Genomic DNA, 18,632 nt, shown 5'->3' with positions numbered 1-18,632 from the left:
GCATCGCCCTGCGCGCCTGCAAAACAGACCAGAGCTTCCAGGCAATGATCTACCTCGCCGCAGCCGTCATCAACTCACGATGAATCCCTACAAACCCTAATTAATAACACACAAAGATTTTATTACACGTAAAGTTGAATGTGTCGGACGGTAACCACGGTAACCGCCGTCCGCGCTGACGTTCATTCTCAAAAACGGAGACGACCGATGCACGCCAGAAGGGCGGCCACGGCTTTGCGTACTGTTTTGCTTGCGGGATCGGCGATCATCGCCGTCGCGGCGACCACGGGTTCGGGGCAAGCAGCCCCGGCGACCATCACCTCCAGCGGCCAGTATCTGACGCCCTCCGCGGCACCGGGTGCGGTGTTCACCACCCTCAACCCCGGCCTTGCCGACAATCCCTCCTATGTCGCCGGGCAGGCGATCAGCACCGCCGTCAGCCCCGATGGCAAGACGCTGCTGGTGCTGACGAGCGGCTACAACCTCGTCAACGACGCGAGCGGCAAGGTCATTCCGGCGGATTCGAAAGAGTATGTTTTTGTCTATGACATCTCCAACGATACGCCGGTGCAGAAGCAGGTCATCAAGGTGCCGAACACCTGGGCCGGCATCTCGTTCAGCCCGGACGGGCAGCATTTCTATGTCTCGGGCGGTGTTGACGACGACATTCACACCTATGCGAACGGCGCCAGCGGCTGGGCCGAAATCGGCACGCCGTTCGCGCTCGGACATACGGCGGTCGCCGGCAATCCGCTGAGCAAGGGCGGCGTCGGCTTACTGGTGAAACCGCAGGCGGCGGGGCTTACCACCACGGCGGATGGCTCGTCGCTGCTGGTCGCCAATTTCTATAATGACAGCCTGTCGATCGTGCCATTGTCGGGCGGCGTTCCCGGCGGTGCGGCGACCGAGGTGCAGCTGCGCCCCGGCGTGATCAACGCCGCGCAGGATGGCGTTGCGGGCGGCGAGTATCCGTTCTGGGTCGTCGCCCACGGCAATTCGACCGCCTATGTCTCCAGCGAGCGGGACCGCGAGATCGATGTCGTCTCGCTGACCGGCACGCCGCAGGTGACCACGCGCATCAAGGTTGCAGGCAATCCGAACCGGATGGTGCTGAGCGCCGATGGCAAGTATCTCTATGTCGCGTGCGACAACGAGGCGGATGTCGAGGTGATTTCCACCGCATCCAACACGGTGGTGGACACGATCCACACCACCGCGCCGTCGTCCTTTGTCGGCATGCCGAAATATTTCCACGGCACCGCGCCCAATTCGCTGGCCCTGTCGCAGGACGGCACGCGGCTCTACGTGACCAATGGCGGCACCAACTCGGTCGCGGTGATCGCGCTGAACACGGCGAAGCCGGAGGTGATCGGCCTGCTGCCGACCGGGTATTATCCGAACAGCGTCAGCGTCAGCCCCGATGGCAAGATGGTGTATGTGGTGAACGGCAAGAGCATGCCGGGCCCGAACCCGTGCAACGAGAAGCTGGCGGCCGACGTGCCGGCGAGCTGTACGCCGCTTCAGCACAACAACCAGTACATTCTCCAGCTGTCCAAGGCCGGCTTCCTGACGATGCCGGTGCCGGCGACCGAGGAGATGGACGAGCTGACCCATGTCGTTGCGCACAACAACCATTTCTCGTTCCACGAGAGCGCGCGCGACCGCTCGATGATGGAGTTCCTGCACCACCACATCAAGCACATCATCTACATCATCCGCGAGAACCGCACCTATGACCAGATCCTCGGCGATCTCGGCGAGGGCAATGGCGATCCGGCGCTGGCGGAGTTCGGCAAGACCTATACGCCGAACGTCCATCGCGTCGCGCGGAACTTCGTCGATCTCGACAATTTCTATGATACCGCCGAGGTGAGCGGCAATGGCTGGCCCTGGAGCACCTCGGCCCGCGAGTCCGACTATGGCACCAAGGCGCTGCCGGTGAACTATGCCGGGCGCGGCCTGTCATATGACTGGGAAGGCACCAACCGGAACGTCAATGTCGGCATCGCATCGCTCGCCGGCCGCAAGGCCGCCAACCCGCTTTATCCGGACGATGCCAACCTGCTTCCCGGCAACGGCAACGTCGCAGCACCCGACGGGCCGCATGGCCAGGTGCAGCGGGGCTATCTGTGGGATGCGGCGCTGCGCGCCGGGCTGAGCATCCGCAATTACGGCTTCTTCATCGATCTCGGCCGCTACAATCTCTCGGGCACGCTGGCGCAATACGGCATTCCCGAGATCAATGACGCCTACGCCCAGAAGGTGAAGGTTGCCTATGCGACCAACCCCGATCTCGCGCCCTATACCGATCCGTATTTCCGCGGGTTCGACAATACGATCGCCGATTACTATCGCGAGCAGGAATGGAGCCGCGAGTTCAGCAAGTATGTGCGGCACCACGACCTGCCTTCGCTCGAACTGGTGCGGCTGATGCATGACCACACCGGCAACTTCACCACCGCGCAGAACGGCGTGAACACGCCGGGCCTGCAGATTGCCGACAACGACTATGCCGTGGGCAAGCTGATCCAGACCGTCGCGCATTCGCCCTATGCCTCCTCGACCCTGATCTTCATCGTCGAGGACGACGCGCAGGACGGGCCGGATCACGTCGATGGGCATCGCAGCATCGCCTTCGTCGTCGGGCCGTATGTGCGCCATCACGCCGTGGTTTCCGCGCGCTACAGCACGGTGAACATGATCCGCACGATGGAGGACATTCTCGGCATCGGGCCGATGACGCTGAACGACGCCTATGAGCGGCCAATGACGGCGGTCTTCAGCCGCGACGACCGGGAGTGGACGTTCAACGCCGCCGTGCCGCAGCCGCTGACCGCGACGACGCTGCCGCTCAAGGCGCAGCCGCAGGACGAGCCGGAGTGGCAGCCGATCCACAATGCCGCCTGGTGGGCGAAGCAGACCAAGGGGTATGACTGGCGCAAGGAAGACGCCATTCCCGCGGTCGCCTACGACCACATCCTCTGGGAGGGCATGATGCCGGGCAAGCCCTATCCGACCGAGCGCAACGGCCGCAACTACTCGCGGTAACGCCTGTTAGAGCATCATCCGATCAGATGGAAACATCTGATCGGATAAAGATGCTCTAATTATCAATATAATAGAGCACGACATCCGATCCATCAGGATCGGAACGTGCTCTAGAGCATCATCCGATCAGATGGAAACATCTGATCGGATAAAGATCCTCTAATTATCAACAAGATAGAGCACGACATCCGATCCATCAGGATCGGAACGTGCTCTAGATACCGGGGCGGCGGCACTGCCGCCCCGGCCCCGCCACAAGGGAAACCGGCCGGAGCGGCGTGCTCCGGCCGGTTTTTTCATGGCAGTCGCGGGGGGAATTACGAGGCTGCGCGGCGGATCAGAATGTCATCCTGACGCCGCCATAGCCGGCGATCGGGCGGCCGGGATTGGCGGTGCGCGGATCGGTGACGCCGCCGGGGACGAAAGCCCACGGCACGTCGGCGACCGGGCCGAAGCCGCCATAGGTCTGATAGGACCGGTTGGTCACGTTATCGACCATCGCGAAGACGGTGACGCGCGGGGTGAGCTTGTAGGAGCCATAGATATTGAACACCGCGTAGCCGCCGACGGGCTTGGTCAGGTTCGCCTCGTCGCCGAAGCGGTACTGGCTCGATTGCAGGATCGCGGTGGTGCCGAGCAGCAGCCGCTCGGTGAGCTTGTAGGACAGGTCGATCGTGCCGCGATTGGCCGGGATGCCGGGGATGCGGTCGCCGGGGACGACATGGATCTGGCCGTTGGCATCGGCGGCGGGGTTGGAGGGGCTGTTGAGCGTCAGCGCGTTCTGGAACGTCGCGTCGATATGCGCGAAGCCGAGGCGCAGATTCAGCCGTGGCGTGGCGTAGACGAGATTGGCCTCGACGCCCTGGCGGCGGGTGGTGCCGCTGTTGGTGTAGTATTGCAGGTTCGGGTTGTAGAGGGTGGACTGGTAGATGATGTCGTCATGCACGTCGGTGCGGAACAGGTCGACATTCCCGCGCAGCGTGCCGCCGGCGAAGCGGGCGAGGTGGAAGCGGGCGCCGAGTTCGAAGGTGCGGGCGACGACCTGTTTGAGGTTCGGATCGCCGACGAAGAAGTTCAGCAGCGAGCACGGGTTGGCGGCGCTGGCGCAGGAGAGTTCGGTCGGCGTCGGGTTGCGGTTGGTCTCGTCGACGCTGCCATAGAGGTCGAGCGTCTTGAGCGCGTGCCAGGTCAGGCCGAGCTGCGGGTTGAAGCGGTCATAGGCGTGATGGCCGGATACCGGGCCGCCGAGCTTGTCGGCAAGGTCGATCTCGGCATTGTTGAAGCGCCCGGCGAGGGTGAGGTCGAGCCGGGGCGCGAGGGTGAACACGTCGTTGAAGAAGAGGCCGAAATAGCGCGTCGTCGTGGCGACCTGCACCGGATTGACGCCATCGGCCGGCTGATCGACCGTCACGCCTGGGCCGATGAAGAGATGTGTGACCGGCGTGATGCCGCCGATCTGGGTGAAGGCGTTGAATATCGTGTTCGAGCCGTCGAAGCTGGCGCCGATGGTCAGGTGGTTGGCGTGGCGCAGCAGCCGGCTGTCGTTGATGAGCTGCACCGAGGCGCCATAGGCCTGCTGGTCGACCCCTTCGTTGACCAGGCCGGAATAGATCCCGCCATTGAGGAAATCGGGCACCGCGGCGCCGCCGCGCGTCGTCACCACGTCGCTCGTGCCGGCGTTGCAGAGGATGCCGGGCTGGCCGGGGCAGGCGGCGAGTTCCTGGGTCACGCCGTTTGGCAGGCGCTGCGAGAGATCGGCGAAATAGGCCAGCGCGTCGAGCGCGGTGTCGCCGTCGAGCGCGTAGCGCGCGGTGGTGCGGGTGGCGATGTATTTGTTGTAGACCGTGTTGGGGCCGGAGAAGATGCTGGCGATGTCGTAGTTCAGCGCCTGCACCGGGGTGGCGCCGGGATTGCCGAGCGCGTTGTCGGCGGCGATGACGCCGAGATGCAGCTCGGTGCGCGCGTTGCGCCAGCCGAGATCGGCATAGACCCGGGCGAGGCGGGAGGTCTGGGTCTGGCGGAAGCCGGAATCATGGATGACGTCGGCGGCGAGATAGGCGGCGGTGCCGGCGTGATGCACGCCATATTCGAGGCTGCCCGCCGCCCGTCCGTAGGAGCCGCCGGAGAGCGTGACCACGCCGCCCGGCGCGGTGAAGCCGTTCTTGAGCGTGACGTCGAGCGCGCCGCCGAGCGCGTTCAGCCCGAAGGCGGGGTTGGCCGGCTGGAGGCTGGCGCTGCGGATCGCCTCGGGCGGGATCAGGTCCCAGTTCACCGTGTCGCCGAACGGATCGTTGAAGCGCATGCCATCGAGATAGACGGCGACGCCTTCCGCCGTGCCGGTGACCGGCGAGGCGGTGAAGCCATGGAAGTTGATGTCCGGCTGGAACGAATTGCCGTCGACATCGTTGATCGAGGCGCTCGGGATGGCGCCGAGGATGGCATCGGTCAGGCTCGGGATGCCGGTGCGGTCGATCTCGGCCGGGCCGAGGACGTGGCTGGACTGGGGCAGCTTGCCGCGGCTTATCGCCGAGCCGGCGAGGGGGGTTGCGGCGATGACGTCGACCTGCGGCACCTGAACGATGGCGGCGGCGGACGCGAGCTGTTCAGGGCCGTTCGGCACGACCTGGGCAAGGGCGGTCGGCGCGAGGGCGCCCAGCGAGAGGAGACAGGCTGTCAGGCGACGGACCATGCGGTGGCACTCCGGGGTCTGCGGCAATCCCGTCGGTCCGGAGGTCGTGGCGCCGGTCAGTCAGGATGGCGGTGGAACGATGAAGCGATGCGCCGCGTGCCGTCCGGGGCTCCGGGCGGCGGCGGCACAATAGTCAATTTTTAGTTATCGCCCGGCAACCCCGCCAGCGCCGCCGCCGCCTCGCGTGGCGGATATAATCAATTCTTCACTTGGTGCGTATTCGATATCATTTTCAAGAAAATGGGACATCGGTTCTTGTTGCGAGACACGGCCGGCGCCAGGGCGGCGCAGCAGTTCCAAAAAGCAACAATCTGGGCGAACCGGCCGGGGCGGCCAAATGTGGCGTGGACGCTGACCGGCTTTTCGATCTAGCCTTTTGATCAGCGGTGCGCGTTCGGGAAGCCGCAAGTCACGCCCTGCCGGAATACGGGCGACAAAGGAGGAAAACAGTGCAGTACAGCCGCGAGTTTCTGCTCGACAGCTACCGGACGATGGCGACCATCCGGCGCTTCGAGGATCGTGTTCACGAGGAATTTTCAACCGGAAAAATCCCCGGCTTCGTGCATCTCTATGCCGGCGAGGAAGCCTCCGCCGTCGGCGTCTGCTCGCATCTCGACGAGCGCGACGTGATCGCCTCCACCCATCGCGGGCATGGCCACTGCATCGCCAAGGGGTGCGATGTGACCGGCATGATGAAGGAGATCTATGGCCGCCGGGGCGGGCTGTGCGCGGGCAAGGGCGGGTCGATGCACATCGCCGACCTCTCCAAGGGCATGCTGGGCGCGAACGGCATCGTCGGCGGCGGGCCGCCGCTGGTCTGCGGCGCGGCGCTGACCGCGAAGACGCTCAAGACCGGCGGCGTCGCCGTCGCCTTCGTCGGCGATGGCGGCTCGAACCAGGGCACCACGCTCGAATCCTACAACCTCGCCAAGGTGTGGAACCTGCCGGTGCTGTTCGTGGTCGAGGACAACGGTTACGCGGAATCGACGGCCAGCGGCTGGTCGGTCGGCGGCACCCAGGCCGGCCGCGCCGCCGGGTTCGGGATCCCGTGCGTCGAGGTCGACGGGTTCGATTTCTTCGCCGTCTACGAGGCGGCGCGCGACCTGATCGCCCGCGCCCGCAATGGCGGCGGGCCGGGGATGCTGCACGCGACGCTGACCCGCTTCTACGGCCATTTCGAGGGCGATGCGATGACCTATCGCGCGCCGGACGAGATCGCCCGGCTGCGTGCGGAGAAGGACAGCCTCAAGATTTTCCGCGCCAAGGTCGGCCCGGGCGGCATTGCCTCGCCGGGGGATTTCGACACCGTCGAGGCCGAGGTGGAGGCCGCGATCGATCAGGCGGTGGTCGCCGCCGAGACCGACGCGCCGCCGACCGAGGCGGACCTGCTCACCGACGTTTATGTCAGCTACTGACCATCTCGACCGGGGAAACAGACCATGGCCAAGAAAACCTATCGCCAGGCGATCAACGAGGCGATTGCAAGCGAGATGCGGCGCGATCCGCGCGTGATCGTGATGGGTGAGGACAATGCCGGCGGCGCCGGCGCGCCGGGCGAGCAGGATGCCTGGGGCGGCGTGCTCGGCGTCACCAAGGGGCTGATCGGCGAGTTCGGCGCCGAGCGCGTGCTCGACACGCCGATCACCGAGAGCGCGTTCATCGGTGCCGCCGCCGGAGCCGCGGCGACTGGGCTGCGGCCGGTGGCCGAACTGATGTTCATCGATTTCATGGGCGTCTGCTTCGACCAGATATTCAACCAGGCCGCCAAGTTCCGCTACATGTTCGGCGGCCGCGCGGTCACCCCGCTGGTGATCCGCACCATGTATGGCGCCGGGTTCCGCGCCGCCTCGCAGCACAGCCAGTCGCTCTACCCGATCTTTACCCATATCCCGGGGCTCAAGGTCGTGCTGCCCTCCTCGCCCTATGACGCGAAGGGGCTGCTGATCCAGGCGATCCGCGACGACGATCCGGTGATCTTCTGCGAGCACAAGGTGCTGTACGACGAGACCGGCGAGGTGCCGGACGAGGCCTACACGATCCCGTTCGGCGAGGCGAACCTGACCCGCGAGGGCAAGGACCTGACCATTGTCGCCTTCGGGCGGATGGTGAATTTCGCCAACCAGGCGGCCGACCAGCTCCGTCGCGAGGGTATTTCAGCCACCGTGGTCGACCCGCGCACCACCTCGCCGCTCGATTCCGAGACGATTCTCGACTGTGTTGCCGAGACCGGCCGGCTGGTGGTGGTGGACGAGGCCAGCCCGCGCTGCTCGATGGCGGCGGATATCTGCCGCCTCGTCGCCGAGGAGGCGTTCTCCCACCTCAAGGCGCCGATCCGCACGATCACGCCGCCGCACACGCCGGTGCCGTTCTCGCCGCAGCTCGAGGATCTCTACGTGCCGGGCGTGCCGCGGATTCTGGATGCGGCCAGAGCGGTGATGCAGCACTGAGGCAAGAGGCGAAGGAGACCGGGCGATGAGCGAAACCAGTGGCGAGATCAGGGCTGTCACCGTCCCCAAATGGGGGCTGGCCATGGAGGAGGGAACGCTCACCGCCTGGCTGGCCGGCGAGGGTGCGACGATCGCCAAGGGCCAGGAGCTGGCCGAGATCGAAAGCACCAAGATCGCCAATGTGCTGGAGAGCCCGGCCGCGGGCGTGCTGCGCCGGCAGGTGGCGCAGCCGGGGCAGGTGTTGCCGGTGGGCGCGCTGCTGGGCGTGATCGCGCCCGCCGGCGTGCCTGACGCCGACATCGATGCCTTCGTCGCCGGGTTCGTCGTCGATCCGCCGGATGAGGAGGGCGCCGAGGCCGGCCTCGCCGAGGGCGAGGCGGCGGGGGCGCGCGGGCCGATCGCCTACAAGGCGGCGAACCCGCGGGCGGAGGCGGTGCCGGCGATCCTGGTCCATGGGTTCGGCGGCGATTCCGACAATTTCATGTTCAACATCGAGGCGCTGGCGGCGGACCGGCCGGTCTATGCGATCGACCTGCCGGGGCATGGCCGCTCGGCGAAGGCGATCGGCAGCGGCGACATGGCGGAGCTGGCCGGCGCCATTCTCGCGCTGATGGACGCGGTGGATGCGCCACGGGCGCATCTCGTCGGCCATTCGCTTGGCGCCGCCGCCTGTTTCGAGGTGGCGAGCCAGGCGCCCGAGCGGGTGGCGAGCCTTGCCGGCGTGGCGCCGGCCGGCCTCGGCCCCACGGTGAACGACGCCTATATCAGCGGCTTCCTCGCCGCCGAGCGGCGCAAGGACGTGAAGGCGGCGTTGCAGATGCTGTTCGCCGACCCCGATCTCGTGTCCGCCGCGATGATCGAGGGGGTGCAGCGGGCGCTGCGGCTCGACGGCGCGCGCGAGGCGCTGTCCGCCATCGCCGCCGCGACGCTGCCGGGCGGCAGCCAGGCGCGGAATTATCGCGCGATGCTCGGCGCGACATCGATCCGCACCCTGGTGCTGTGGGGCGAGCGCGATGCGATCCTGCCGCCGGAGCAGGGCGAGGGCCTGCCCGACGCGGTGCGGCTGGTGCGGGTTCCCGCGGTGGGCCACATGCCGCACATGGAGGCGGCGGCGCTGGTCAACGAGCAGCTCGCCGCGCATTTCGCCGCCGGCTGACCGGCTGACCGGCTTAGAGCACTTTCCGATCCTTTCGGATCGGAAAGTGCTCTATCCTGTTGATAGACCGAGCATCTTTATCCGATCAGATGAGTCCATCTGATCGGATGATGCTCTATGGCGCTTCCTCGGCCTCGATCATGCCGAGGAAGCGGTGCAGCACCGGGTTGTCGTTGTCCTGCCGCCAGGCGAGGACGTGATCGACCGCCGGCGCGTCCTCCAGCTCGCGGAAGCAGACGCCGGCGGGGTTGAGCCGGCGCATCGAGACGGGGACGATCCCGATGCCGATTCCCTCGGCGGCGAGGCTGACGATGGTCATCTGCAACTGCGTCTCGACGCGGATCGTGGGGGCGAAGCCGCCCTCGCGGCAATAGGTCTCGATCGCGCCGCGCAGCGCCGGCGCGGTTTCCGCCGGGGCGAGGATCAGCGGCTGGCCGGCGAGGTCGGGCCGGCGCACCGTGGCGCCGCCGGCGAGCGGATGCGCGCTGTCGAGCACAACGCAGAGGCGCTCGCGGTAGGCCTGGCGGAAGACGAGGCCGGGCACTGGCGGCGGCGGGAACATGATGCCGAGATCGAGCCGCCCGTCCGACAATTCATCGACCAGCGCGTTCGGCATCACCTCGCGCAGGCGCAGGGCGGCGGCGGGAAACGCATCCATGAACCGACGGGCGAGGCTGGGGACGATGGTTTGCGCCGCGTGCATCATGAAGCCGAGCGCCAGCTCGCCGATCTCGCCGGCGCCGGCGCGGCGGGCGTCGCGGCAGGCGCGCTCGAGCCGGTCGAGCACGTCGCGCGCATCGGCGAGGAAGCGCTGGCCGGCATGGGTGAGGCTGACCTGGCGGGAATGCCGCTCCACCAGGCGCACGCCGAGCGCCTTTTCCAGCGCCATGATCTGCCGGCTCAGCGGCGGCTGCGAGAGATGCAGCCGAGACGCGGCGCGGCCGAAATGCAGCGTTTCGGCGAGGGTGACGAAGGCGCGGAGCTGGCGGAGATCCGGCATGATACCTTTTTTGCATCGATCGCGACGTGAATTGGCATTAGACAGCATCGATCCGCCTGTCTACACGCGCGGCCATGTTCTCGATCCTCACCATCGTGACCCCGGTTTTCGCGCTGATCCTCGCCGGGTGGCTGGCGCGGCGCCTCGGCGTGCTGGGCCCGGGGGCGACCTCGGAGCTGAACCGTTTCGTGGTCTATCTCGCGCTGCCGGCGCTGCTGTTCGACATCATCGCCCATGCAAAATGGTCGCAGATCTGGCAGCCCGGCTTCATCGCCGTGTTCGCCATCGGCTGCATCGCGGTGTTCGGGCTGACCGTGCTGCTGCGGCTGCGCCGCGCGCAGCATCTGGCGGATGCGGCGATCGACGGGCTGAACGCCGGCTATGCGAATGTCGGTTTCATCGGGTTTCCGCTCGTGGTCGTCGCGATCGGGCGCGGGGCGCTGGGGCCAACGCTGGTCGCGACGATCGTGACCGTGTGCGTGCTGTTCGGCGCGGCGATCGTGCTGATCGAGATCGGGTTGCAGACCGAGCGCGGCGCCTTCCGGGTGATCCGGACGATCGCGCGGTCGCTCGGGCGCAACCCGCTGCTGGTCGCCCCGCTGCTCGGCGCGCTGGTGCCGCTGAGCGGGATCGGGATTCCGGCGGCGATGGAATCGTTCCTGAAGCTGCTGGGGGCGGCGGCCTCGCCCTGCGCACTGGTCGCACTCGGACTGTTCCTCGCCGAAACCCGGGAGGGGATGCTGGATTTCGGCGCGGCCAGCGCGCTGGTCGGCTGCAAGCTGGTGGTGCAGCCGGCGCTGACCTGGGTGCTGGCCAGTTTCGTGTTCGAGCTGCCGCTGCCGCTCGCGCATACCGCGACCTTGCTGGCGGCGCTGCCGACGGGCACCGGCCCGTTCATGCTGGCCGAGTATTACCGGCGGGAGGCGACGATGACCTCGAGCGTGATCCTCGCCTCGACCGTGCTCTCGCTGCTCAGCATCTCGGCCTATCTGTATGTCACGGGCGCTGCATGACGCCCGGATCATCGCTCTCGCCGAAGCGGTCGCAGAAGGCGGCGATGTCCTCGTCGCGGAACGCGTCGAGCCGGGCGAACAGCACCTCGTCCGGCCAGTTCCACCAGGCGATGGCGCGCAGCCGGGCGGCGATCTCGCGCGGGAAGCGCTCGCGGATCGACCGCGCCGGGACGCCGCCGACGACGACATAGGGTTCGACATCGCGGCTGACCACGGCACCGGCGGCGATCACCGCGCCATCGCCCACACTCACCCCCGGCAGCACGATGGCGCCGTGGCCGATCCAGACATCGTGGCCGATCGTCACGCGCGCGCCGCGCCGGGCGGCGAAGAAGGCGGCATCCCGCTGCTGTCCCGGCTCGTAATATTCGGGGACATAGGTGAAGCGATGCTGGCTCGGCCGGCCCATCGGGTGGTTCGGCGCGCCGATCCGCACCGCGTTGGCGATGGCGGCGAAGCGGCCGATCGTGGCATCCGCCACCTCGCAATATTCGCCGAGATAGGAATAGTCGCCGATCGTCGCGTATTCGATGCGGGCACCGCGCAGCACCTCGCAGCGCCGGCCGAGTGTTGCTTCGCGCAGGCGCGCATCGGGGTCGATCGCGGTTTCGGCGAGTTTGGGGCGCGATGGGTCCATGGCGATGAGGGTCTCCGCGATGCGGCAAGCAGGATCGCCGGGATGGCGCCGCCGCGCAAACCCTGCACCGTGTCAGGCCGATGAAATTCGCGGCGTGCGCGCGGGCGGCGGCGGGGGTGAGGACAGGCGCGGGGTTTTGCGGCATTGACGGGGAATGACAATCGAACGCAAGCCCGGCGAGGCGCTGTGGAGCCAGATCGCCGAGGCGCTGGCCGGCGAGATCGCGGCCGGGGCCTATCGGGACGACCCGCGCCTGCCCACCGAAACCCTGCTGGCCGCGCGCTTCGGGGTGAACCGCCACACGATCCGCCGCGCCCTGGTCGAACTCGCCAATGCCGGGCTGATCCGCACCGAGCATGGCCGCGGCTCCTTCGCCGCCGATGCGGTGCTGGACTACCGGATCGGCCAGCGGCCGCGGTTTTCCGAATGGGTGCGCGGCCATCACCGCACGCCGCTCCGGCGCGTCCTGCGGCTGGAGGAGATCCCGCTCGCCGCATTGGAGGGCGAGGCCGCCGCCGTGGCCGTGGCGCTGGAGATCGGGGACGGCGGGCGGGTGATCGTGCTGGAGCGCGTCGGCACCGCGGATGCGCTGGCGGTTTCGCTCTCGCGCCATGTTTTCCCGGCGGATCGCGTCGCCGGGCTGCTGGCGGCGCTGCGGGCGCACGGCTCGGTGACCGCCTCGCTCGCCGCCATCGGCATCGCGGATTACACGCGGACCTGGACGCGGGTGAGCGCCCGCCTGCCCGATGCACGGGAGGCGCGGCTGCTGCGGATGGCGCGGACCGCGCCGCTGCTGGCCACGGAATCGCTCAACGTCGCGGCGGGGCGGCCGGTGGAATACGGGATCGCGTGCTATCCGGCGCCGCGCGTGCAGCTTGTGTTCGACAGCTGAGGGCGCGGCGGCTGGTCGTGCTTTAGCTACCCCCGGCGCAGCGGCGCAGGATCGCGGCGAGACGCGCGCCGGCGGCGGCGGGGGTGGTTTCGTTGACGATGGTTTCATCGGCGCCGGATGCGGCGGCGGCGCGGGCGAGCCGGGCGGCGATCTCGGCTTCGGTTTCGCGGCCGCGCCCGGCGAGGCGGGACGCCAGCACCGGGGCCGATGCGGTGATCTCGACGACATGGCAGCTGAAACGCCGCCGCGCCTCGGCCACCACGGCGCGGGAGACGTTCGCCACCACCACGTCTCCTGCGGCGAGTGCGGCCAGGATCGTCGCGGGGATGCCGTAGTTCAGCCCGTGCGCCTGCCAGCTGAGCGCGAAGGCGTGGGTCGCGAATTCCGCCGGTGTGACGGGCAGGTGATCCTCGGCGTCATCCGCCGGGCGGGTGATGATCCGGCGGGGAAACAGGAAGCCGGATGTGCCGGAAAGGGCCTCGCGCGCGGCGCGCATCACCGTGTCCTTGCCGGCGCCGGAGGGGCCGACGATCAGCACGAGGCAGCCGGGCTGCGCCGTCATCCGCCGAAGGGCAGGCGGCGGAGCAGGCGCATCGGCGCGCCCGGCCCGGCCTCGGTGAAGACCGCGATGGCAGTCACGCGCCGCTTGCGGTCCAGGCTGCCGGCGAAATGCGCGTGGGCCGCCGCGGCGAGCAAGGCGGCGTGCGGCCGTTCGCTCAGCGTCATGTGGAAGCGGAACGCGCCGAAGACCAGCGGATAGCCCCAGCGGGCGATGTTCTCGCGCTCTTCGGCGCTGCGCCCGGCGGCGCGGCGCGCCTGCGCCTCTGCACTCTCGGGGCGACGGTGATGGTCGAGCTCCGCGACGCAGCGATCGGCGAGGTCGTGCATCGGCGGGCAGGGGGCTGCGAGGGTGAGGGCGAGAAACCCGTCGAGATCGGCGATGGCGAGCGGCGGCAGGTCGAAGCCGCGCAGGGATGCGGCGAGGGACGCGGCATCGGCGAGGAAGGCATCGAGCCCGGCGGCGAGCGCCATCGGCGGTTTCAGCGTCGCGTGCAAGCCGTAGCGCCGGGGGGATTCGGTGAAGGCGGCGAGGTGCTGCACCGCGGGCTGCTCCAGCGCGGTCTCCCGCTCGGGGTCGCGGCCGAGCCAGGCGCAGCCGAGGGGCCAGAGCGGATCGTCCGCCGCCGGGACGTAGTAGATCGCGGCGCGGTGCGGCTCAGCCAACGCGCACCCCGCCGCGCCAGACCGCGCGCACCACCGGCAGGCCCTCATGCAGCCGGACCTGCACGAGATCGGCCCGCAGGCCGGGGGCGATGCGGCCGCGATCGGCCAGACCCGCGATCGCCGCGGGGCCGGAGGTGATCAGGCCGATCGCCGCCGGCAGCGAGGCGGCCCGAGCGGCGGCGGCGATAAAGGCGGCTTCCAGCATCGCGCCCGGTACATAGTCCGAGGCCAGCGCGTCGAGCAGGTCCTCGCGCACCAGGTCGATCACCGCGACATTGCCCGAATGCGACCCGCCGCGCACGAGGTTCGGCGCCCCGGCGATGCTGCGCATGCCCCGCGCCCGCGCCGCCCGCGCCGCCTGCAGCGAGACCGGAAACTCGGTGATGCCGATGCCCTCGGCGGCGTTGCGGGCGATTTCCGTCTCGGTCGCGTCGTCATGCGAGGCGAGGGGAATGCCACGGGCCCGGGCCTCGGCGATCACCAGCGCGCGGTTGGTGGCGTGGAAGGCGTGGTGATTGCCCTGCAACTCGGCGATCACGGTTTCGACCTCGGCCGGGGCCAGACCCTCGGCGCGGCGCATCTCGCGGTAGCGGACGAGATCGCCATACTGGCCGCTGAGGCCGGGCGTGTGGTCCATCAGCGAGACCAGGCGGACATGGGTGTCCTCGATCGCGCGGGCGAGCATCTCGGGCATTTCCTCGGCCGGCAGCTCGCAGCGCAGGTGCAGGAAATGCTCGGCGCGCAGCGCGCCCTGCCGGCGCAGCGCCGCGATGTCGATCACCGCGTCCTCGAAGGTCTGGTTGCGCGCCTTGCCGAAGCCGATATCGCCGAGGCAGAGCGCGTCGAACACGGTGGTGATGCCGGCGGCGATGCATTGCGCGTCGTGCGCGACGAGGGCCGAGCGCGAGGGCCAGCGGGCATTGGCGCGCGGCTGGGTCTGGCGTTCGAGATTGTCGGTGTGCAGGTCGATGATGCCGGGGATGAGATAATCGCCCTCGAGATCGAGGCCATCGCCGCCCGCGCCGATCTCGCCGATCTCGCCGATCAGGCCGCCGGCGAAGACGACGCCGCCGGGGCGGATCTCGTTGTCGAGGACGAGGCGGGCGTTGCCGAGGCGGGTCATGCTTGTTCCTTCAGCGGTTCGAGACGCAGCTCGGCATCGGCGATCGCGTCGCGCACGAGCTTGTCATGGAATATCCCGAGCAGCGCCGCGCCGCGAGACCGTGCGGCGCGCATCAGCGCGATCACGCGGTCACGATTGGCGGCATCGAGCGAGGCGGTCGGCTCGTCGAGCAGCAGGATCGGCCAGTCGCCGGCGAAGCCGCGGGCGAGATTGACCCGCTGCTGCTCGCCGCCGGAAAACGTGACCGGCGGCAGATTGTGCAGCGCCGGGGGAATGCCGAGAGCGTCGAGCATCGCCTCGGCCCGCGCCCGCGCCGCCGCCTCGTCCATCCCGCGTTCGAGCAGGGGGGCGGCGACGATGTCGCGCGCGGGAACCCGGGGCATGGCGCGGAGGAACTGCGAGACATGGCCGATCGTCTCGCGGCGGATCTCGATCACGTGCGCGGCGGGAGCGCCGGCCAGCTCGACCATGGCGCCGCGATGGCGCACCCGGATCGAGCCGGCATCGGTCCGGTAATTGCCGTAGAGGGCGCGCAGCAGCGTCGATTTTCCCGCGCCGGAGGGGCCGGTGAGGGCGACGCATTCGCCGGCGCGCAGGGTGAGGGCCGCATCGCGCAGCACGCCGAGGCGGACGCCGCGCTGCAGGTGCAGCACGAAGCTCTTGGCGATGCCGCTGGCTTCGAGCGCGATCATGCCGGCAGCACCGAGGCGACGAGGAGCTGGGTGTATTCGTGCTGCGGATCGTCCAGCACCTGGTCGGCGAGGCCGGTTTCGACGATGCGGCCCCGGCGCATCACCACGATGCGGTCGGCCAGCAGCCGCGCGACGCCGATATCGTGGGTGACGATCAGCACGGCGACGCCGAGCCGGCGCACCAGCCCGCGCACGAGATCGAGGATGCGGGCCTGCACCGAGACGTCGAGCCCGCCGGTCGGCTCGTCCATGAACACCAGCTCGGGCTCGGTGACGAGGGTGGCGGCGATCTGCAGGCGCTGGAGCATGCCGCCGGAGAAGCCGCGCGGCAGCTCGTCGATCCGGGCGGGATCGATCTCGACGGTTTCGAGCCAGCGGCTGGCGGCGGCGCGGATGGCGCCGTAATTGCGCGCCCCGGCGACCATCAGCCGCTCGCCGATATTGCCGCCGGCCGAGACGTTCATCCGCAGGGCAAGGCGCGGCTCCTGGGCGACGAAGCCCCAGCGCCGGCGTTGTAGGTCGAGCAGCGCGGCCTCGCCGCCGGCGCCGATCGGCGCGAGGCCGGCGCCGCTGTCGTAGCTGACGCTGCCGGAATCCGGCGCGAGCCGCCCGCTCATGACGTTGAGCAGGGTGGACTTGCCCGAGCCGCTCTCGCCGACGATGGCGACGATCTCGCGCCGCGCGATCGCGAGCGAGACATCCTCCAGCGCCGCCACCGCGCCGAAGCGCCTGGTGATCCGCTCGGCGGCCATCAGCGTCATGCGCCGCCCCCCTCGCGGCGGGTTTCGCAGCTGTCGGTATCCGAGCAGATGAAGCGGCGGCGTCCGCTGTCATCGGCGATCAGCTCGTCGAGATAGGTGTCCGCGGCGCCGCAGAGATCGCAGGCGGCATCGGCGCGGTGCGGGTCGAACGGGTGGTCGTCGAAATCGAGCGGGCGGACGTCGGTATAGGGCGGCAGGGCGTAGATGCGCTTCTCGCGCCCGGCGCCGAAGAGTTGCAGGGCGGGGTTCATGTGCAGTTTCGGATTGTCGTAGGCGGGGATCGGCGAGGGCGACATCAGGTAGCGGCCATTGACCATCACCGGATAGTCGTAGGCGAGGGCGACCCGGCCGTGCCGCGCGATATCCTCGTAGAGCCGCACATGCATGGCGCCGTAATCGGCCAGGGCGTGCATCCGGGCCGCATCGGCGCGCGAGGGGGTGAGGCGGTAGAGCGGCTCGGGGATCGGCACCTGATACACGATAATCTGCCCGGCGCGCAGGGCGGTTTCGGGAATCCGGTGCCGGGTCTGGATCACCGTGGCCTCTTGCGTGCGGGTGGTGGTGCGGACGGCGCTGGTGCGGGCGAAGAAGCGGCGGATCGAGACGGCGTTGGTGGTGTCGTCGGCACCCTGGTCGATCACTTTCAGCACGTCGTCGGGGCCGAGGATCGCGGCGGTGACCTGGATGCCGCCGGTGCCCCAGCCATAGGGCAGCGGCATCTCGCGGCTGGCGAAGGGGATCTGGTGGCCCGGGATCGCCACCGCCTTGAGGATGGCGCGGCGGATCATCCGCTTGGTGTGCTCGTCGAGATAGGCGAAATTATAGAGCTGCATCGTCGTCTCCCGCGATGGCGCGCAGGGCGCGGATGGTTTCCAGCTCGCTCTGGAAGTCGACATGGTGCGGCAGCTTGAGATGCTCGACGAAGCCGGTCGCCTCGATATTGTCGCAATGCGAGAGCACGAACTCGACCTGCTGCGCCGGGGCGGAGACGTCTTCGCCCAGTTCGGCGGCGCGCATCGCCCGGTCGACCAGCGCCATCGAGATCGCCTTGCGGTCGGCATGGCCGAAGCAGAGACCGTAGCCGCGGGTGAATTGCGCCGGCACGCTGCGGCTGCCGGCGAACTGGTTGACCATTTCGCATTCGGTCAGCGTGATCTCGCCGATCTCGATCGCGAAGCCGAGTTCGGGCGGGACGAGGCTGACCGCCACCTCGCCCATCCGCAGCTCGCCGACGAAGGGATGGTTGTTGCCATAACCGCGCTGGGTGGAATAGCCGAGCGCGAGCAGGAAGCCCTCGTCGCCGCGCGCGAGGGCTTGCAGCCGCAGCGCGCGCGGGGCGGGGAAGCCGAGCGGCGCCATCGTCAGGTCCGCCGGCGGCGGCGCCGCCGGATTGCCGTCCGGCTGGATCAACGTGTCGCCATCCGGCTCGATCAACGCATCGGCGCCGAGCATCGCCATCACCCGCGGCAGGGACGTGGGCGTTGCTTGCGCCTCGGGTGTGGCCTCGGGCGTGGCCTCTGGCGGGGCGAATTGGCCGGCGGCGGGGTCGGCGGCGTCCGGGTCGAGCAGGCGGTGGGTGTAGTCCATGGTCGGGCCAAGGCGCTGGCCGCCGGGCAGATCCTTGAACACCTCCGAAATCCGCCGTTTCGCGCGCATCGCCCCGGTATCGACCGGCTCGGAGTCGACGAGGCGCGGCAGGGTCGCGCGGCTGGCCCGCAGCAGGAACGCGGCCTCGATCAGGTCGCCCTGGGCCTGGCGGATCGCCCGTGCGGCAAGTTCGCGGTCGTAAAGCGCGCCCTCCGCCATCACCCGGTCAACCGCGCGGCCGAGCTGGGCGGCGATCTGCGCTGTGGTGATCTGGGGCAGCGCCGGATCGCCGCGCCGCTCTTCCGCCATCCAGCGATGGGCGGCGTCGATCGCCCGCTCGCCGCCCTTGACCGCGACATACAT

General features: G+C 68.8%; 16 protein-coding genes. 6 read left to right on the top strand and 10 right to left on the bottom strand.

Annotation, left to right across the window (positions count from 1 at the left end):
- The first annotated feature begins 207 nt into the window (after positions 1–207).
- Complete coding sequence (locus B7Z76_RS04240; protein ID WP_291342352.1) at positions 208–3,048, top strand: beta-propeller fold lactonase family protein; 2,841 nt, start codon at positions 208–210, stop codon at positions 3,046–3,048.
- A 337-nt stretch (positions 3,049–3,385) separates the two neighbouring features.
- Here B7Z76_RS04240 and B7Z76_RS04235 read toward each other — a convergent pair whose 3' ends face one another.
- Positions 3,386–5,737: a TonB-dependent receptor gene (locus tag B7Z76_RS04235; protein ID WP_291342350.1), complete on the bottom strand. Its 2,352-nt coding sequence runs from the start codon at positions 5,735–5,737 to the stop codon at positions 3,386–3,388.
- A 449-nt stretch (positions 5,738–6,186) separates the two neighbouring features.
- On the opposite strand from B7Z76_RS04235, the gene B7Z76_RS04230 reads away from it, so the two are divergent.
- From B7Z76_RS04230 to B7Z76_RS04220, 3 genes are read left to right on the top strand one after another with little or no spacing between them, the layout of a single operon-like run.
- Positions 6,187–7,152 (top strand): thiamine pyrophosphate-dependent dehydrogenase E1 component subunit alpha, encoded by a 966-nt coding sequence (locus B7Z76_RS04230; protein ID WP_291342348.1) that lies wholly within the window; start codon positions 6,187–6,189, stop codon positions 7,150–7,152.
- Between the two features lie 24 nt (positions 7,153–7,176).
- The gene (locus B7Z76_RS04225) at positions 7,177–8,184 is read left to right on the top strand and encodes an alpha-ketoacid dehydrogenase subunit beta (RefSeq protein ID WP_174503399.1); all 1,008 of its coding nucleotides are present in this window, start codon (positions 7,177–7,179) and stop codon (positions 8,182–8,184) included.
- Between the two features lie 25 nt (positions 8,185–8,209).
- On the top strand, positions 8,210–9,340 hold the full coding sequence (locus B7Z76_RS04220) for an acetoin dehydrogenase dihydrolipoyllysine-residue acetyltransferase subunit (RefSeq protein ID WP_174503398.1): 1,131 nt from the start codon (positions 8,210–8,212) through the stop codon (positions 9,338–9,340).
- A gap of 115 nt (positions 9,341–9,455) precedes the next feature.
- On the opposite strand, the gene B7Z76_RS04215 is transcribed toward B7Z76_RS04220, so the two are convergent.
- Positions 9,456–10,340 (bottom strand): LysR family transcriptional regulator, encoded by an 885-nt coding sequence (locus B7Z76_RS04215; RefSeq protein ID WP_174503397.1) that lies wholly within the window; start codon positions 10,338–10,340, stop codon positions 9,456–9,458.
- 74 nt (positions 10,341–10,414) lie between these two features.
- On the opposite strand from B7Z76_RS04215, the gene B7Z76_RS04210 reads away from it, so the two are divergent.
- Positions 10,415–11,353: an AEC family transporter gene (locus tag B7Z76_RS04210; protein ID WP_291342344.1), complete on the top strand. Its 939-nt coding sequence runs from the start codon at positions 10,415–10,417 to the stop codon at positions 11,351–11,353.
- On the opposite strand, the gene B7Z76_RS04205 is transcribed toward B7Z76_RS04210, so the two are convergent.
- Positions 11,337–11,990: a DapH/DapD/GlmU-related protein gene (locus B7Z76_RS04205; protein WP_291342342.1), complete on the bottom strand. Its 654-nt coding sequence runs from the start codon at positions 11,988–11,990 to the stop codon at positions 11,337–11,339. The two genes, B7Z76_RS04210 and B7Z76_RS04205, sit on opposite strands and share 17 nt — an antisense overlap.
- A 154-nt stretch (positions 11,991–12,144) precedes the next feature.
- Between B7Z76_RS04205 and phnF the strand changes: the two genes are divergently transcribed.
- Entirely contained in the window at positions 12,145–12,882 is a 738-nt protein-coding gene (gene phnF / locus B7Z76_RS04200; protein WP_291342340.1) for a phosphonate metabolism transcriptional regulator PhnF, read from the top strand.
- A gap of 22 nt (positions 12,883–12,904) precedes the next feature.
- Here phnF and phnN read toward each other — a convergent pair whose 3' ends face one another.
- The 7 genes from phnN to B7Z76_RS04165 are packed head-to-tail and all read right to left on the bottom strand — an operon-like array spanning position 12,905 to position 18,632.
- Positions 12,905–13,444, bottom strand: coding sequence for a phosphonate metabolism protein/1,5-bisphosphokinase (PRPP-forming) PhnN (gene phnN / locus B7Z76_RS04195; protein ID WP_291342338.1), 540 nt, complete (start codon positions 13,442–13,444; stop codon positions 12,905–12,907).
- Positions 13,441–14,106 carry a DUF1045 domain-containing protein gene (locus tag B7Z76_RS04190; RefSeq protein ID WP_291342336.1) on the bottom strand — a complete coding sequence of 222 codons (666 nt, stop codon included), beginning with the start codon at positions 14,104–14,106 and terminating at the stop codon, positions 13,441–13,443. The genes phnN and B7Z76_RS04190 overlap by 4 nt, the downstream gene beginning before the upstream one ends.
- Positions 14,099–15,229 (bottom strand): alpha-D-ribose 1-methylphosphonate 5-triphosphate diphosphatase, encoded by a 1,131-nt coding sequence (locus B7Z76_RS04185; RefSeq protein ID WP_291342334.1) that lies wholly within the window; start codon positions 15,227–15,229, stop codon positions 14,099–14,101. Before B7Z76_RS04185 ends, B7Z76_RS04190 begins: the two co-directional genes overlap by 8 nt.
- Complete coding sequence (phnL, locus tag B7Z76_RS04180; protein WP_174503390.1) at positions 15,226–15,921, bottom strand: phosphonate C-P lyase system protein PhnL; 696 nt, start codon at positions 15,919–15,921, stop codon at positions 15,226–15,228. The genes B7Z76_RS04185 and phnL overlap by 4 nt, the downstream gene beginning before the upstream one ends.
- Positions 15,918–16,682: an ATP-binding cassette domain-containing protein gene (locus B7Z76_RS04175; protein WP_174503389.1), complete on the bottom strand. Its 765-nt coding sequence runs from the start codon at positions 16,680–16,682 to the stop codon at positions 15,918–15,920. The genes phnL and B7Z76_RS04175 overlap by 4 nt, the downstream gene beginning before the upstream one ends.
- Positions 16,679–17,515: an alpha-D-ribose 1-methylphosphonate 5-phosphate C-P-lyase PhnJ gene (locus B7Z76_RS04170; RefSeq protein ID WP_291342331.1), complete on the bottom strand. Its 837-nt coding sequence runs from the start codon at positions 17,513–17,515 to the stop codon at positions 16,679–16,681. The genes B7Z76_RS04175 and B7Z76_RS04170 overlap by 4 nt, the downstream gene beginning before the upstream one ends.
- Positions 17,502–18,632 (bottom strand): carbon-phosphorus lyase complex subunit PhnI, encoded by a 1,131-nt coding sequence (locus tag B7Z76_RS04165; protein ID WP_291342329.1) that lies wholly within the window; start codon positions 18,630–18,632, stop codon positions 17,502–17,504. The genes B7Z76_RS04170 and B7Z76_RS04165 overlap by 14 nt, the downstream gene beginning before the upstream one ends.

This window comes from Acidiphilium sp. 20-67-58, assembly GCF_002255515.1.
GTDB lineage: Bacteria > Pseudomonadota > Alphaproteobacteria > Acetobacterales > Acetobacteraceae > Acidiphilium.
Note: the sequence above shows the minus strand (reverse complement) of the source record. Positions and strands in the feature narration are given on the sequence as shown.

Bases quoted from the DNA above. Each gene is read 5' to 3' on its own strand.
- B7Z76_RS04205 (WP_291342342.1), bottom strand. From the start codon at position 11,990: ATGGACCCATCGCGCCCCAAACTCGCCGAAACCGCGATCGACCCCGAT.
- B7Z76_RS04240 (WP_291342352.1), top strand. From the start codon at position 208: ATGCACGCCAGAAGGGCGGCCACGGCTTTGCGTACTGTTTTGCTTGCG.
- B7Z76_RS04185 (WP_291342334.1), bottom strand. From the start codon at position 15,229: ATGACCCGCCTCGGCAACGCCCGCCTCGTCCTCGACAACGAGATCCGC.
- B7Z76_RS04170 (WP_291342331.1), bottom strand. From the start codon at position 17,515: ATGCAGCTCTATAATTTCGCCTATCTCGACGAGCACACCAAGCGGATG.
- phnN (WP_291342338.1), bottom strand. From the start codon at position 13,444: ATGACGGCGCAGCCCGGCTGCCTCGTGCTGATCGTCGGCCCCTCCGGC.
- B7Z76_RS04165 (WP_291342329.1), bottom strand. From the start codon at position 18,632: ATGTATGTCGCGGTCAAGGGCGGCGAGCGGGCGATCGACGCCGCCCAT.
- B7Z76_RS04235 (WP_291342350.1), bottom strand. From the start codon at position 5,737: ATGGTCCGTCGCCTGACAGCCTGTCTCCTCTCGCTGGGCGCCCTCGCG.
- B7Z76_RS04220 (WP_174503398.1), top strand. From the start codon at position 8,210: ATGAGCGAAACCAGTGGCGAGATCAGGGCTGTCACCGTCCCCAAATGG.
- B7Z76_RS04225 (WP_174503399.1), top strand. From the start codon at position 7,177: ATGGCCAAGAAAACCTATCGCCAGGCGATCAACGAGGCGATTGCAAGC.
- phnF (WP_291342340.1), top strand. From the start codon at position 12,145: ATGACAATCGAACGCAAGCCCGGCGAGGCGCTGTGGAGCCAGATCGCC.
- B7Z76_RS04175 (WP_174503389.1), bottom strand. From the start codon at position 16,682: ATGACGCTGATGGCCGCCGAGCGGATCACCAGGCGCTTCGGCGCGGTG.
- B7Z76_RS04215 (WP_174503397.1), bottom strand. From the start codon at position 10,340: ATGCCGGATCTCCGCCAGCTCCGCGCCTTCGTCACCCTCGCCGAAACG.
- B7Z76_RS04210 (WP_291342344.1), top strand. From the start codon at position 10,415: ATGTTCTCGATCCTCACCATCGTGACCCCGGTTTTCGCGCTGATCCTC.
- phnL (WP_174503390.1), bottom strand. From the start codon at position 15,921: ATGATCGCGCTCGAAGCCAGCGGCATCGCCAAGAGCTTCGTGCTGCAC.